This window comes from Cognataquiflexum nitidum (genome assembly GCF_022538055.1).
Lineage (GTDB): Bacteria > Bacteroidota > Bacteroidia > Cytophagales > Cyclobacteriaceae > Cognataquiflexum > Cognataquiflexum nitidum.
The window spans coordinates 20,183-33,549 of sequence record NZ_JAKZAM010000031.1 but is presented as its reverse complement, the minus strand read 5'-3'; the positions used below and the strand labels follow the sequence as shown (position 1 = coordinate 33,549).

The following is a 13,367-nucleotide window of genomic DNA, read 5'->3' as shown; positions in this document are numbered from 1 at the left end:
TTTCGGTGTATCCGGTAGATCAAATGTTTTCAGGAAATGCACCTCATTAAATAAATGAAGGACGTTTTAAAGCCAATAATATGAGAAACGATTTTAGTGATTTGACCCCTAAACAGATTGTTGCAGAACTTGATAAATATATCATTGGGCAACATGATGCCAAAAGAAATGTAGCAATAGCCCTTCGCAATAGGATCAGAAGAATGAATGTTAAAGGGGATATCCAAAAAGATATTGTGCCAAACAATATACTCCTTATTGGTTCTACGGGGGTTGGAAAGACAGAAATTGCAAGAAGGTTGGCGAAAATTGCCAATGCTCCTTTTACCAAAGTGGAAGCTTCCAAGTTTACCGAGGTGGGATATGTGGGAAGAGATGTGGAAAGTATGGTCCGTGACCTTGTAGAGCAATCTGTGCATTTGGTTAGGGAAAAAAAGAATGAAGAAGTCAAAGGTAAGGCCGCAGATGCAGTGGAGGAGGCTATTTTGGATATCTTGATACCACCGGTCAAAACAGCTGGTTTTATCCGGCCGGCAGTTTCTGGTTCGATAGATTTTAACCCCGAACATGCTCCTGACGATGAATTGAATGAAAGAACCCGCGACAGATTCAGAGAGAAACTGAAAAATGGGGAGTTGGAAGAACGCAAGGTGGAGATCAATGTCAAGCAAAGCCCTCCTGTAGGTATCGGGATGATCGGTAACGGTATGATGGATGATGCGAGTATGGCGGGGATTCAGGATATGATCAGCGGAATGATGCCGAAAAAAACCAAAAAAAGAAAGGTTACCATTGCCGAAGCACGAAAGATACTGATGGAAGAGGAAACCTCAAAGTTGGTGGATTTTGACGAGGTAAAAGAGGAAGCTCTTCGGTTGGCTGAAAACAATGGCATTATCTTCATTGATGAAATAGACAAAATAGCCTCAAAAAGCGGTAAAGGCGGATCTGGACCTGACGTAAGTAGGGAAGGTGTGCAGCGTGATTTGCTTCCCATAGTGGAAGGAAGTGCTGTCAATACCAAATATGGTATCATCAATACGGACCATGTCTTGTTTATTGCCGCGGGAGCATTCCATGTAGCAAAACCATCAGATTTGATCCCCGAACTTCAAGGAAGGTTTCCGATTAGAGTGGAATTGAATAGCCTTACAGAGGATGATTTCTATAGGATATTGAAAGAGCCTAAGAATGCCCTGACCAAACAATACCAGGCGTTGTTTGAGTCAGAAGAGGTCTATCTTGACTTCAATGATGATGCCATTCGAGAGATCGCCAAGTTGGCTTTTCAGATCAATGAGGAAGTGGAAAACATCGGCGCAAGAAGGTTACATACAGTCATGAGTCACTTGCTCAACGATTTCCTTTTTGAAGTCCCTGATACCATAGAGGCGAATTCAAAAATCATGATTACCCAAGAAATGGTACAAGAAAGATTGACCTCGTTGGTGAAAAACAGAGATCTTTCGCAGTATATTCTTTGAGAGAGACATTTTAACTTCAGATTTAAAACCTCGGACTACATTGTGGCAATACCAAGTGGTCCGGAGTTTTGTTTATTGGGTTGTTTCAAAATATTTAATATTTGAACCATGTCAATTGGATCGCTTTTTATTATCACAGGTACTAGTAAGGGTATTGGTGAGGCTTTGGTAAGGCAGATACTCCAAAGGAACTCTGCCAGAGTTATAGGTATAGCTAGGAATCCATCCTATATATCCCATCCCAATTACCGCCATGTAATCTGCGACCTTAATGAATTGTCACACTTGGAAAACAGGCTTGATTATATTTTCCCTGACGGAAAATTTGAACGAATCGTGTTGATAAACAATGCCGGATTGATCGGTGAAATTAACCATTTGGGTAAGTTACCCCATCAAAGCATCCATCAGATTTTTAAAGTCAATACAATTGCACCTGCTATTTTAATGAATGCTTTCGTAAAAAAATACACATTAGCAAAGGAAGCGAAAAAAATTGTGGTGAATATAAGCTCCGGAGCAGCCTCCAAAGTCATAGATGGCTGGTCAGGGTATTCGGCTTCCAAATCAGCTTTGAATATTCTTACTCAAACGGCACAAAATGAGGCTGACCTCGATCGAAATGGAATCAGATTTTTTGCAGTCGCACCAGGTGTGGTGGATACGGATATGCAGTTAGAAATCAGAAATGCCTCCTCGGATGCTTTTTCCTCCTTACCAAAATTCTTGGCACTCAAAGAGAACAGAAATTTGAGTAGTCCTGAATCTGCAGCTGAAAAAATTGTATACCTAATTGACAATGCAGAAAAATTTGATGGGGTGATTCTGGATGTTAGAGATTTTTAGGTTTTATTAATAGTAATTTGGGATCTATTTTTTTAGTCCTTTTTTGGGTAATCAAAAAACCAGAATTTTGCATTTTTTGCACTTATTTCATCCCATGATTTGATATCGAATTTTAACCCAAATTGTCCTGCAGTAGGAAGGTTGTCTATTTCACCACCTAATTTCCAAATCAGGTCATTCAATCCTGGATTGTGCCCAACCAAGAATAAAGTTTTGACGTTATCACCGGTTTTTTTTATTTCTGACATGATTTGATTTACAGATCCATGGTATAAATCTTTCCTGAAATCGATCTTTTTGGTTGGGAAATCCAAGGATTCTGCTGTTATTAAGGTAGTCGTTTTTGCTCTTTCTGCATCCGAAGAAATGATGGCGTCGGGATAGATTTTTTCCTTTTTTAACCTTTTTGCCATTTTTGGAGCATCTCTAAGACCTCTATCAGCAAGTGGTCTTTCATGGTCATTTAGGAAGGGATCATCCCAAGAAGATTTGGCATGCCTGATAATAACAAGCTTTTTCATAGGGGCAATTTAGCAAAATAAATTTTTGTTTTGTCAACTAGTATATTTACATTTAAAGGACATTTAACCACAAAATTTTAAAATTTATCATGCTTACCGGAACAGTAAAATTCTACAACGATGCAAAAGGATTCGGTTTTATCGTTGATGACGAGTCTCAAAATGATGTTTTTGTCCATGCCACAGGACTTGTGGACAAAGTAGCCCAAAATGACAAAGTGACCTATGATGTTAAGGACGGCAAAAAAGGCCTTAATGCTATTAACGTAAAAAAATTATAGTAGTAGATTTGCTTTGAAGAATTAAAAAAGGTCTAAAATTTAATTTTTGGACTTTTTTTTATGCACTTGTTGGAGTGACTTTTTTAAGCTTTGTTCTTTCAAAGACTGAAATTGATTCGAATTTTTCATCAATATCGACCCCTGAGAGGTAATCATTGATCAATTCGCGTAACTCCTGAAATGATAAGTTGTGAAGGATTTTACCATTTTTTGCTAATGAGACCTGGCCGGTTTCTTCTGAAATTATTAAAACCAAAGTATCTGTTGCTTCTGACATTCCTATACCTGCACGATGTCTAAGGCCAAATTGTGCCGGTACCTCCCTCTCTGTCACAGGAAGAATACACCTTGCGGCTTTTACTTTTCCATTATAGATGATGACAGCTCCATCATGCAAGGGGCTATACTTATTAAAAATAGAAATAAGCAGTCTTTTTGAAATCTGGGCATCCAAAATATCCCCACTTTCAGCATAAAATTTTAATTCGGTATTGCTTGATAAAACCATCAAGGCGCCGGTATTTGTACCAGAGAGACTTTTTGATGCTTCAATTATTGGATTAATATTAAAGGCATGGCTTTCTCTCTTCTTCCAAAACAGCAATTCCTGAAAAAAATTCTCATTTGAAAGGAAAGAAGATCTACCAATGATTAAGAGGAATTTACGAATCTCAGGAGCAAATATTATTATTGCGGCGATTACACCTACTCCCATAAATTGCCCTAAAATAATGGATAAAAGCTCCATCCTCAAGGCACTTACCATAAGATATATCAAGTAAATCGATAAGAAGCCAAGGAATATTTTAATTGCTACACTGCCTCTTAAAAGTTTATAAACTTGATAAATAAGAATGCTCACCAATGTGATATCGATGATATTCACAACGGATATTTCTAAAAAACCTATTTTGAAAAGTAATGTCAAGGGTAAATTTCTTTATAAAGTTTAATGGCTTCTTTGGCTTCTTTCACGTCATGTACTCTCAAAATGTTCGCTCCGTTTATAAGGGCAGTCATGTTTAAGGCAGTTGTACCATTCAGTGTATCATCAGCAGGGACATTTAGTATTTTTTGAATCATTGATTTCCTTGAGATGCCTACCATGATAGGAGCTTGAATTGTTTTAAAATAAGCCAAATTTTTGAGAATCCAATAATTTTGTTTCAAAGTTTTAGCAAATCCAAATCCCGGATCGATCAACACATCTTTAATGCCAGCTTTCTTGCATGTGTTAATTTTTTGAGAAAAATAATTTGATATTTCCAATAAAAGATCTTTATATCCTGTTTCCCCTACCATTGTTCTTGGGTTTCCCTTCATATGCATAGCAATGTAAGGAACATTTAGCTTTCCTACACACGGTATCATAGCCGGATCGAGTTCGCCCGCTGAGATATCGTTGACAAAATCAGCTCCGGCGTTTACTGATTCTACTGCTACTTTTGACCTGAAGGTATCTATGGATATCAATGTTTCCGGGAAATTATTTTTGATTTTTTCAATAGTTGAGATTGTCCTCTTCAATTCTTCTTCGATTGAAATATCCTCAGCCATTGGCCTGCTTGAGTAACCTCCGATATCCAAAATATCTGCTCCATCTGAAATCATTCTTTCTGAAACTTTCAAAAAACCTTCGTTGGAATTTTGAACCCTGCTTTTTTCAAAAAAAGAATCCGGCGTGACATTTAATATTCCCATTACCCAAGGTCTATCCAAAACCAATATCTTTCCTTTGGAACAGAATGTTATTTTTGTGGGAAATGATATATATTCGGAGGCGGAAATTGATTGTGGATCAGGAATCATTAAAATTGAAAATAAATTGAAAACGCAAACTGTTAGCGAATATAATCAAGTTATCGCCCATTGTAAAGAACTCTTTAAGAAGAAAACCTTGGATTATGGAACGGCATGGCGAATACTAAGACTTCCTTCCATTACTGATCAGATTTTTATAAAGGCGCAGCGGATAAGATCCATTCAAGAAAAGGGAAATCAGAAAGTCAACGATCCTATAGTTGATGAGTTCGTAGGCATTATTAATTACTGCCTCATTGCACTGATTCAGATTTCGTACCAAAACGATTCTAGATTGGAGATTCCCTACGCTGAATTTGAACCATTGTATGATAAATGGGTAGAGGATACAAGAGGCTTGTTGGAAAACAAAAACCATGATTATGGGGAAGCGTGGAGAGATATGAGGGTATCTTCTATGACAGATATCATCTTGATGAAACTTTACCGCGTGAAGCAAATCGAGGACAATCAGGGAATGACGGTGGTGTCAGAAGGGATTGAGGCCAATTACCAGGATATGATAAATTATGCTGTTTTCTGTTTAATAAAATTGAATTACCATGTTTAAGCAAACCATATTATATATCATCAGGTTCTTGGTTGGTGGCCTGTTTATTTTTTCCGGCCTGATCAAGGTAAACGATCCCGTTGGTACTTCCATTAAGTTAGAAGAGTATTTTGATGTTTTCTCTAATGATATCGCTTCTTTCTTTTACATATTCAAAGATTATGCATTGCCAATAGCTGTATTTTTGGTAGTGGCAGAAGTAGTCTTGGGTGTGATGCTTATACTTGGAGTAAGGTTAAGGTTGACAGTTTGGGCTTTGGGAATCATGATTTTGTTTTTCACTTTCCTTACTTTTTATTCTGCATATTTCAATAAAGTTACTGACTGTGGATGCTTTGGGGATGCCATCAAGCTGACGCCTTGGGAGTCATTTACAAAAGATGTGATTTTATTGGTTTTAATTGGAATTCTGTTTCTTTTCAAAAAAGACCTTTCTAATGAAGGCCCTTCATGGGCCAAATGGTCTGTTCGTGGTAGTTTGGTTCTGTCATTTTTATTGGCAATTACAGCAATCCGCAACTTGCCATTTATCGATTTTAGAGCCTATAAAGAGGGCGTGAATATTACAACAGCAATGAAGCCTTCTGCCCCATTGCAATATAATTACATTATGAAAAAGGATGGGCAGGAGGTAATACTTGACCAATACCCAACTGATGAATCCTACGAATTTGTGGATATGGTCCTAGTCAATGAAGATGCTCTTCCCAAGATTTCTGATTTTGCCGTTTGGAACGAGGAGGGCGATTTTACAGAAGGCATTTTGACAGGAAATAAAGCAGTGATCTTTGTGACTTTTATCGGGAAAATGAATACCGACCATCTTGCCGAAATTGATGACATGATTGTCGGCCTTAAGGGAAGCGGTATTTCACCTATCCTAGTGGCAGCATCTTCTGTAGACGAAATCGAGGCTTTGATTTCCTCAAGAAATTGGGGGATTGAAGGTTATCAGGGGGATGCTACTGTTATCAAAACGATCATGCGTTCCAATCCCGGTGTCATGTTGATCAGGGATGGAGTGGTTCTCAAAAAATACCATTACAGAAATACTCCCAGTCCTGAGGAAGTGATTAATCTTTTTGCTCAATGAAATCCCCGTTGAAAATTGTGTTGGTTGGAATGCCCGGTTCCGGGAAATCTACCTTTGGAAGGCAGATTGCCAAGCAACTCAATTTTCAATTTATTGATTTAGACCTGTTGATTGAAAAAGAAACCCAAAAAAAGATAAGGGATATTTTTGTTTCTCAGGGCGAAGGAAAATTTAGGGAGTTGGAGACATTGTATTTAGAAAAGACCTTGGAAGGAAATGAAGGTTTTGTACTTTCTACAGGAGGCGGCACACCCTGCTTCAATGACAACATGGAAATTATCAACAGAAGAGGAGTGTCAGTGTATCTTGATGTTTCTTTGGATGAAATCAATAGAAGATTGATGAAAGACCAAACTGGGAAAAGACCGATGTTTGCGGGATTGGATGAAGGTGAAATCATTTTAAAATTGAAAAATCTTCTTTTGCAACGAGAATCTTTTTACTTAAAATCAAAAATAATACTCAGTGGAGAAGATATTTCCACTGAGCATTTGATGTCGGCATTGATGGGATTTTTTAGAAATTGAACCCAAAAGTCAATGTTCCTGTGGTAATATTGTTTCGGATTTCGGTAAATGGCCCAATGTTAAATCCTCCCTCTTCCACAGGAAATGAGTTGTAAAGTTGGTGGAAATTGGTAGTGGACAAAGCAAAATCAGCATACATTGATTTTAAACGAGCTCCGAATCCCCCCGAAAATTGTTGTGTTTTTCTGTCAAAATCACTGTTTACAAATGGATCGCCATAAAAGCCATATCCGCCTCTCACCCTGAAGATATCAAATCTGAATTCTGCACCAACCCTGTAATTCAGGGTTTGGCCAAATAATGTCCGGATTTGTTGATTATCAGCGCCTGGATTAAAATCACGAGAATTGATGCGGCTTCTGCTATAGTCAAGATAATCGACGTCGGCTGTGATGAAACCATTCTTTCCCAAAAAGATGGTCGCCCCACCACTCAGCCTAAGTGGAGTGTTAAGGTTATAATTTCCAATAGTAATTGGTGTTTGAGCATCTTCTGTGGCAAGAGTTATGTTTTCCTCTTCGAAAAAAAAGTTATCAAAGTTGTTTAACATCCTAGCCTCATATTCCTCGTTGAAGCTGTACCAAGTTGGCGACTGAAAATTTACACCGAGGTTCAATTGGTCAATTGGCTTAAATATTATGCCAAGATTAATATTTGCTCCAAAACCACTCATGGAAAGCCTTTCGTCAATTGTGGAATTCAACAAAGGTTCATTGAAGAATTCTTCTCTGTAATTTTTTCTGGAATTATAAACGACTGAAGATAAGCCCAGCCCCGCTCCCAAAAAAAATTTATTTAGAAAGTTTGCCCCATAAGAGATTGATGTTTGGCTGACCCTACCTTCTGAGAATACTGTTTCATCCTGAAAAGGGAATCCCAAGACAAAAGAATCATATTGGGTAGGATTATTGATCGGATTCCCATTTTGATCTCTAGTTATGGGATTGATCAAGAAAGTTTGGTATGCCAATCCTGTAAGTCCAAAATTTTCTATCTGGCTTTCAGGTATTCCGTTTGCTTGCTGTAGAAAGAAATCAATGATAGAAACATCACCCTCGATATCCGAAAAATAGCCGAATTGACTATTAAAATGATTGATCCGGTTAAAACTGATACCGAATGATCCACCTTTAAATGCGCTTGTGTTTAAAGCCCCCTGCCTGGGATTACTGATTACCAAGCTTAGGTTTGGAATAGCAAAATTCCCTGTTCTGTCGTTTTGAATTTGCCCCAAATAATTCGATTCAGTGTTCCAAGTTCCAAAAGATGGCGTAAAGCTGAATTCAGATCTTCTGAAAAATCCAAGTCCTGCGGGGTTAGTATGGATATTTGAAATATCTCCCCCCAAAGACATTTGAGCGCCCCCCAAACCAATTATTCTGGCAGATCCATTAGATCTGAATTGACTGAATCTTAAGGCGTCCTCAAAGTATCCGAACTGAGCAAATACTGATGAAGTGCCTAAAAAAACCATAAAAATTCCAAGAAGAAGGTGTTTTGTCGAAATCATATAAGAATATGGAAATTTGACTTATGGAATTAACAAAGGATAAATTGACAAGAATAGTAGTGTAGGCCTTATAAAAAAAGGGGAATTATCTTCCCCCTCTACCTCCTCTAGAACCCCCGGAGCTCATACCACCTCCGCGGCTTGCCCCACCCATGCTACTGCCACCACTACTTCTGCTAGGTGAGCTAAATGATGGTGAAGAGCTTCTGCTAGGAGCTGACATACTACCACCTCTTGAAGGAGTCGACATGCTGCCTCCTCTTGATGGGGCTGCCATACTACCTCCTCTCGATGGTGTTGAAGTCCTGCTATTATTTATGGTGTTACCTCTATTATAAGAAGGGTTGGCACCTCTGTTTGTATTGGTTGTACCTCTATTATTGAAGCTTGGCGATGCGGTGCCTCTGTTGATAGTACCATTTGATACTCCTGAATTGCTTCTTGAGTTGTAAGTTGGTCTTGCATTGTCAATTCCGGTCCTGTTACTTGGTCTTGTTGCCGCTGCAGATCCTACATTTCTGCTGCCCGTTGCCGCCGAATTGGCCACTCTACTTCTAGAACTATTGTAATAATCATTTTGAGATCTGCTAAAATCCCTACCGGCTGTTCTATTGTTTGCCCCCACTGATCTATCAGGACTGACTGCATCTCTTCTAGCAGATCTTGCTGTGGAAGGATAATTTGTCCCAGGTCTATTTCCTACTGAAGCCATTCCAGAATCTCTTCCCGGTCTGCCTCCTCTTACTACCTGTCGACCATTTTCACCGCCCCATCCTGGAGCCCCCCATACTGGCATACCCCAACCTGGTCTTCCCCAGCCCCACATTCCGCCACCCATCCAAGGGTTCATCCACGGGTTGCCCCACATTCCACCACCCATCCAGGGATTCATCCAAGGGTTGCCCCACATTCCACCCATTCCCCAACCCATACCCATTCCCATTCCCATATTCCAACCCCACATAGAATTCCATCCCATACCCATTCCCCACATTGGCATACCCCAGCCCATTCCCATGCCCCACATTGGCATACCCCAACCCATTCCCATACCCCACATTGGAGCTCCAAATCCCATACCGAAACCTACATTTACATTCAAGCCACTATTGAATCCTGCTCCGTTTACACCGGCGCCTGAACCATAGAAGTTGTTGTAAACATTCACGTTTGGATTTGATTCTTGCATCTCATTGTCATCAAAATATACCTCTCCCGAATTAGGGGTTGCGGTTTGGGATTGATATTTGGCGATATATTCAGGGTTAACATTTCTCGCAGAAAAATTTTCCTGTTCAAATTCCCCGGGATTGACGGTGTTTAATTGTTTGAAACTCTCAGGATTATTATTTGAGACTGCAAACTGAGTGGCTACTTTCACATCTGAAGCCATAAAGTATAAATCGTCAGTTTCTCTACCCCTTGTAGCTGTTTGACTTGTGCTGCAAGAGGAGAGGACAAGTACTGTACCAGCTCCAAGGATCAATATTTTGTTGAGATTTTTCATTTGTTTGGTTTTTACTAATTACCGTTATATACGAGTCATATAAGAGAGGGTTATCATTTTTTGGATTATATTTGCCCCCTACAGTAGTTAGCGAAGATAATTAGATTTTTGAAATCAAAAAACACTATGAGTAAAGGATTGCCAAAAAGGAGTGAAGACTATTCTTTGTGGTACAATGAATTGGTAAAAAGAGCGGATTTAGCAGAAAATTCTCCGGTTAGAGGTTGTATGGTAATCAAACCGTATGGGTATTCTATCTGGGAGAAAATGCAGGCAGAACTCGACAGGATGTTTAAGGAAACAGGGCATACAAATGCTTACTTTCCCTTATTTATTCCAAAATCTTATCTTTCCAAGGAAGCAAGCCACATCGAAGGATTTGCAAAGGAATGTGCGGTTGTGACCCATTACAGACTTAAAAATTCTGAAGATGGAAAAAGTGTGATTGTCGATCCTGAAGCAAAACTTGAGGAAGAACTGATCGTCAGACCTACCTCTGAAACTGTCATTTGGAGTACATATAAAAACTGGATACAATCTTATAGAGACTTGCCACTACTCATAAATCAATGGGCAAATGTGGTCAGATGGGAAATGCGAACCAGGTTGTTTTTAAGAACAACGGAGTTTTTGTGGCAGGAAGGGCATACAGCCCATGCTACCAAGCAGGAAGCTATTGATGAAACCATTCAAATGATGAACATTTATGCTGGATTTGCAGAAACTTTTATGGCACTTCCTGTGGTAAAGGGGGTTAAAAGTATCAACGAAAGATTTGCAGGTGCGGAAGATACCTATTGCATAGAAGCGTTGATGCAGGATGGTAAGGCCCTTCAGGCGGGTACCTCCCATTTCTTGGGGCAGAATTTCGCAAAAGCTTTTGATGTAAAATTCGCTACCAAAGAAGGTGGACTTGAATATGTTTGGGGGACTTCCTGGGGTGCAAGTACCCGATTGATGGGGGCATTGATTATGGCCCACTCTGATGACAATGGTTTGGTACTTCCTCCAAAGCTTGCACCAAATCAGGTTGTTATCGTGCCGATTTATAAAGGGGAAGAAGAACTCGCAAGAATTTCCATTAAAGCAAGGGAAATAATCACCAAATTAAAAGCTAAAGGTATTTCTGTTCATTTTGATAATAGGGATACGCACAAGCCAGGTTGGAAATTTGCTGAATATGAACTCAAGGGTGTCCCATTAAGAATAGCAATGGGACCAAGGGATCTGGAAAACAATACCATTGAGTTGGCGAGACGCGATAACCTATCCAAAGAAACAGTCTACCTTGGAGAAATAATCCTTGAAGAGTACATCAGTAACCTACTAGATGATATTCAGGAAAGTATATATAGAAAAGCGTTTAATTTTAGAGAAAAAATGACCACCGAGGTCAATACCTGGGCCGAATTTGAAGAGCTATTAGAGTCAAAAGGAGGGTTTTTGTCTGCACATTGGGATGGTACCTCTGAAACTGAGGAGAGAATCAAAGAGCTTACCAAAGCAACTATAAGGTGTATCCCAATCGACCGGAAAGAAGAGGACGGTAAATGTATCCTCACAGGGAACCCTTCAAAAGGCCGGGTTTACTTTGCAAGGGCTTATTAGAATCCTGACCAAAATTTTATACCTCCTGATTATTGGGAGGTATTTTTTTTGACTTAATTATTTGTTCAGTTTTTTGGTTGCAAAAAAACTGACTAATTTCATGAAAATTAAATGAAATGGTTTGGTTTGTCTTAAGTACACTTCTTCTTATCGGATTGATTTTGGTGATCTCAGAGATTCTTTTTATTCCTGGCACCACGATTATCGGAATTATTGGAGTTTTGGTGACTGCTGTAGGAATCTATTATGCCTTCGTGACTTTTGAAAAGCAAGTTGCAGGTATGGTTTTGATTGCCACACTTGTCCTTAATTTGGGGGCACTTATTTATGGTTTCAGGACAGGTGCCTGGAAGAAATTTGCATTGAAGAGTACTGTAAAAAGCAGGGTATTCGATGATAGGCTCAAAGGATTGGAGCTAGGGATGAAAGGGACCACTATCTCAGACATAAAACCAATAGGGAAAGCTGAAATAGGGGATGGGATTTATGAGGTTAAATCCGAATCGGGGTTTATTTCTGTCGGGACTTCTGTTTTTATTACTAAATTGGAAAACAATACAATAATCATTAAATCATAATTTATGGACATGTCTAACTCGGCTATTATTTTGTTTACAGCCTTTGCCGCGCTGATATTGCTTTTTGTGTTTTTATACTTTATACCTGTCAATCTTTGGATTACCGCCATCTTTTCAAATGTGAAAGTGGGAATAGGGGAGCTGATCGGAATGAGAATCAGGAAAGTGCCTCCCGGAGTGATTGTCAATTCTTTGATTACAGCTACCAAAGCAGGACTTGATCTCACTACAAATGACCTTGAGACTCATTACCTGGCAGGGGGAAATGTACCAAATGTTATCCGGGCATTGATTTCTGCTGATAAGGCCAATATTACCCTGACTTTCAAACAGGCCACAGCCATTGACTTAGCAGGAAGGGATGTTTTTGAGGCAGTTCAAATTTCAGTCAATCCTAAAGTCATCAATACCCCAAATGTAGCAGCTGTGGCTGCAGATGGGATCCAGTTGATAGCTAAAGCAAGGGTTACGGTACGTGCCAATATAGCCCAGCTTGTAGGTGGTGCCGGTGAAGAAACTATTCTGGCAAGAGTAGGGGAGGGAATTGTAACTTCAATCGGATCTTCTCTGAACCACAAAAGCGTCCTAGAAAACCCTGATAAAATTTCAAAATTAGTTCTGCAAAGAGGTCTTGATGCAGGCACTGCCTTTGAAATACTATCCATAGATATTGCGGATATCGATGTGGGAACCAACATCGGCGCCAAGCTTCAAATTGATCAGGCATCCGCCGATCTAAAAGTAGCAGAGGCAAAAGCCGAGGAAAGAAGGGCCATGGCAGTTGCTCTTGAGCAGGAAATGAAAGCCAGGACGGTCGAAATGAGAGCTCTTGTAATCGCTGCTGAAGCTGAGATTCCGAAAGCTATTTCAGAGGCATTTAGAAGCGGAAACCTAGGTGTCATGGATTATTATAAAATGGAAAACATCAAATCTGATACAGAAATGAGATCCTCCATCGCCGGCACGGATGTGGCAAGCGGTACAGAAGGGGGAAGAGGTAAACAAGGAGATAAGAAGTAATTCTAGAATAAAAAAGCCTGA

General features: G+C 39.5%; 14 protein-coding genes. 9 read left to right on the top strand and 5 right to left on the bottom strand.

Annotation, left to right across the window (positions count from 1 at the left end; translation table 11 throughout):
• Positions 1-80 precede the first annotated feature (80 nt).
• Both hslU and MMU07_RS17885 read left to right on the top strand, forming a co-directional pair.
• The gene (gene hslU / locus MMU07_RS17890) at positions 81-1,484 is read left to right on the top strand and encodes an ATP-dependent protease ATPase subunit HslU (RefSeq protein WP_241127940.1); all 1,404 of its coding nucleotides are present in this window, start codon (positions 81-83) and stop codon (positions 1,482-1,484) included.
• A gap of 108 nt (positions 1,485-1,592) precedes the next feature.
• Positions 1,593-2,330 (top strand): SDR family NAD(P)-dependent oxidoreductase, encoded by a 738-nt coding sequence (locus MMU07_RS17885; protein ID WP_241127938.1) that lies wholly within the window; start codon positions 1,593-1,595, stop codon positions 2,328-2,330.
• 32 nt (positions 2,331-2,362) lie between these two features.
• On the opposite strand, the gene MMU07_RS17880 is transcribed toward MMU07_RS17885, so the two are convergent.
• Positions 2,363-2,851, bottom strand: coding sequence for a SixA phosphatase family protein (locus tag MMU07_RS17880; protein ID WP_241127936.1), 489 nt, complete (start codon positions 2,849-2,851; stop codon positions 2,363-2,365).
• 89 nt (positions 2,852-2,940) lie between these two features.
• Here MMU07_RS17880 and MMU07_RS17875 point away from each other — a divergent pair, with 89 nt between their 5' ends.
• Positions 2,941-3,132, top strand: a complete 192-nt coding sequence (locus MMU07_RS17875; RefSeq protein WP_113926186.1) for a cold-shock protein — start codon at positions 2,941-2,943, stop codon at positions 3,130-3,132.
• Between the two features lie 58 nt (positions 3,133-3,190).
• Here the strand turns inward: MMU07_RS17875 and cdaA are convergent, their stop codons facing one another.
• Entirely contained in the window at positions 3,191-4,060 is an 870-nt protein-coding gene (gene cdaA / locus MMU07_RS17870) for a diadenylate cyclase CdaA (protein WP_241127934.1), read from the bottom strand.
• Positions 4,057-4,941: a dihydropteroate synthase gene (gene folP, locus MMU07_RS17865; RefSeq protein WP_241127933.1), complete on the bottom strand. Its 885-nt coding sequence runs from the start codon at positions 4,939-4,941 to the stop codon at positions 4,057-4,059. Before folP ends, cdaA begins: the two co-directional genes overlap by 4 nt.
• Positions 4,942-4,957: 16 nt before the next feature.
• Between folP and MMU07_RS17860 the strand changes: the two genes are divergently transcribed.
• From MMU07_RS17860 to MMU07_RS17850, 3 genes are read left to right on the top strand one after another with little or no spacing between them, the layout of a single operon-like run.
• On the top strand, positions 4,958-5,503 hold the full coding sequence (locus MMU07_RS17860) for a DUF1599 domain-containing protein (RefSeq protein ID WP_241127931.1): 546 nt from the start codon (positions 4,958-4,960) through the stop codon (positions 5,501-5,503).
• Positions 5,496-6,596: a BT_3928 family protein gene (locus MMU07_RS17855; protein WP_241127929.1), complete on the top strand. Its 1,101-nt coding sequence runs from the start codon at positions 5,496-5,498 to the stop codon at positions 6,594-6,596. The genes MMU07_RS17860 and MMU07_RS17855 overlap by 8 nt, the downstream gene beginning before the upstream one ends.
• Positions 6,593-7,123, top strand: coding sequence for a shikimate kinase (locus tag MMU07_RS17850; RefSeq protein ID WP_241127927.1), 531 nt, complete (start codon positions 6,593-6,595; stop codon positions 7,121-7,123). Before MMU07_RS17855 ends, MMU07_RS17850 begins: the two co-directional genes overlap by 4 nt.
• Here MMU07_RS17850 and MMU07_RS17845 read toward each other — a convergent pair.
• Entirely contained in the window at positions 7,113-8,633 is a 1,521-nt protein-coding gene (locus MMU07_RS17845; protein ID WP_241127926.1) for an OmpP1/FadL family transporter, read from the bottom strand. The genes MMU07_RS17850 and MMU07_RS17845 overlap by 11 nt on opposite strands.
• 85 nt (positions 8,634-8,718) lie before the next feature.
• Positions 8,719-10,140 carry a hypothetical protein gene (locus MMU07_RS17840; RefSeq protein ID WP_241127924.1) on the bottom strand — a complete coding sequence of 474 codons (1,422 nt, stop codon included), beginning with the start codon at positions 10,138-10,140 and terminating at the stop codon, positions 8,719-8,721.
• 126 nt (positions 10,141-10,266) lie between these two features.
• Between MMU07_RS17840 and proS the strand changes: the two genes are divergently transcribed.
• The 3 genes from proS to floA all read left to right on the top strand — a co-directional run bounded on the left by proS (position 10,267) and on the right by floA (position 13,346).
• Positions 10,267-11,748 carry a proline--tRNA ligase gene (gene proS / locus MMU07_RS17835; protein ID WP_241127922.1) on the top strand — a complete coding sequence of 494 codons (1,482 nt, stop codon included), beginning with the start codon at positions 10,267-10,269 and terminating at the stop codon, positions 11,746-11,748.
• Between the two features lie 116 nt (positions 11,749-11,864).
• Positions 11,865-12,326, top strand: coding sequence for an NfeD family protein (locus MMU07_RS17830; RefSeq protein WP_241127921.1), 462 nt, complete (start codon positions 11,865-11,867; stop codon positions 12,324-12,326).
• A 3-nt stretch (positions 12,327-12,329) separates the two neighbouring features.
• On the top strand, positions 12,330-13,346 hold the full coding sequence (floA, locus tag MMU07_RS17825) for a flotillin-like protein FloA (RefSeq protein WP_241127918.1): 1,017 nt from the start codon (positions 12,330-12,332) through the stop codon (positions 13,344-13,346).
• The last annotated feature ends 21 nt before the right edge of the window (positions 13,347-13,367 follow it).

Bases quoted from the DNA above. Each gene is read 5' to 3' on its own strand.
- hslU (WP_241127940.1), top strand. From the start codon at position 81: ATGAGAAACGATTTTAGTGATTTGACCCCTAAACAGATTGTTGCAGAA.
- MMU07_RS17885 (WP_241127938.1), top strand. From the start codon at position 1,593: ATGTCAATTGGATCGCTTTTTATTATCACAGGTACTAGTAAGGGTATT.
- MMU07_RS17880 (WP_241127936.1), bottom strand. From the start codon at position 2,851: ATGAAAAAGCTTGTTATTATCAGGCATGCCAAATCTTCTTGGGATGAT.
- MMU07_RS17875 (WP_113926186.1), top strand. From the start codon at position 2,941: ATGCTTACCGGAACAGTAAAATTCTACAACGATGCAAAAGGATTCGGT.
- folP (WP_241127933.1), bottom strand. From the start codon at position 4,941: ATGATTCCTGATCCACAATCAATTTCCGCCTCCGAATATATATCATTT.
- MMU07_RS17855 (WP_241127929.1), top strand. From the start codon at position 5,496: ATGTTTAAGCAAACCATATTATATATCATCAGGTTCTTGGTTGGTGGC.
- MMU07_RS17850 (WP_241127927.1), top strand. From the start codon at position 6,593: ATGAAATCCCCGTTGAAAATTGTGTTGGTTGGAATGCCCGGTTCCGGG.
- MMU07_RS17845 (WP_241127926.1), bottom strand. From the start codon at position 8,633: ATGATTTCGACAAAACACCTTCTTCTTGGAATTTTTATGGTTTTTTTA.
- MMU07_RS17840 (WP_241127924.1), bottom strand. From the start codon at position 10,140: ATGAAAAATCTCAACAAAATATTGATCCTTGGAGCTGGTACAGTACTT.
- proS (WP_241127922.1), top strand. From the start codon at position 10,267: ATGAGTAAAGGATTGCCAAAAAGGAGTGAAGACTATTCTTTGTGGTAC.
- MMU07_RS17830 (WP_241127921.1), top strand. From the start codon at position 11,865: ATGGTTTGGTTTGTCTTAAGTACACTTCTTCTTATCGGATTGATTTTG.
- floA (WP_241127918.1), top strand. From the start codon at position 12,330: ATGGACATGTCTAACTCGGCTATTATTTTGTTTACAGCCTTTGCCGCG.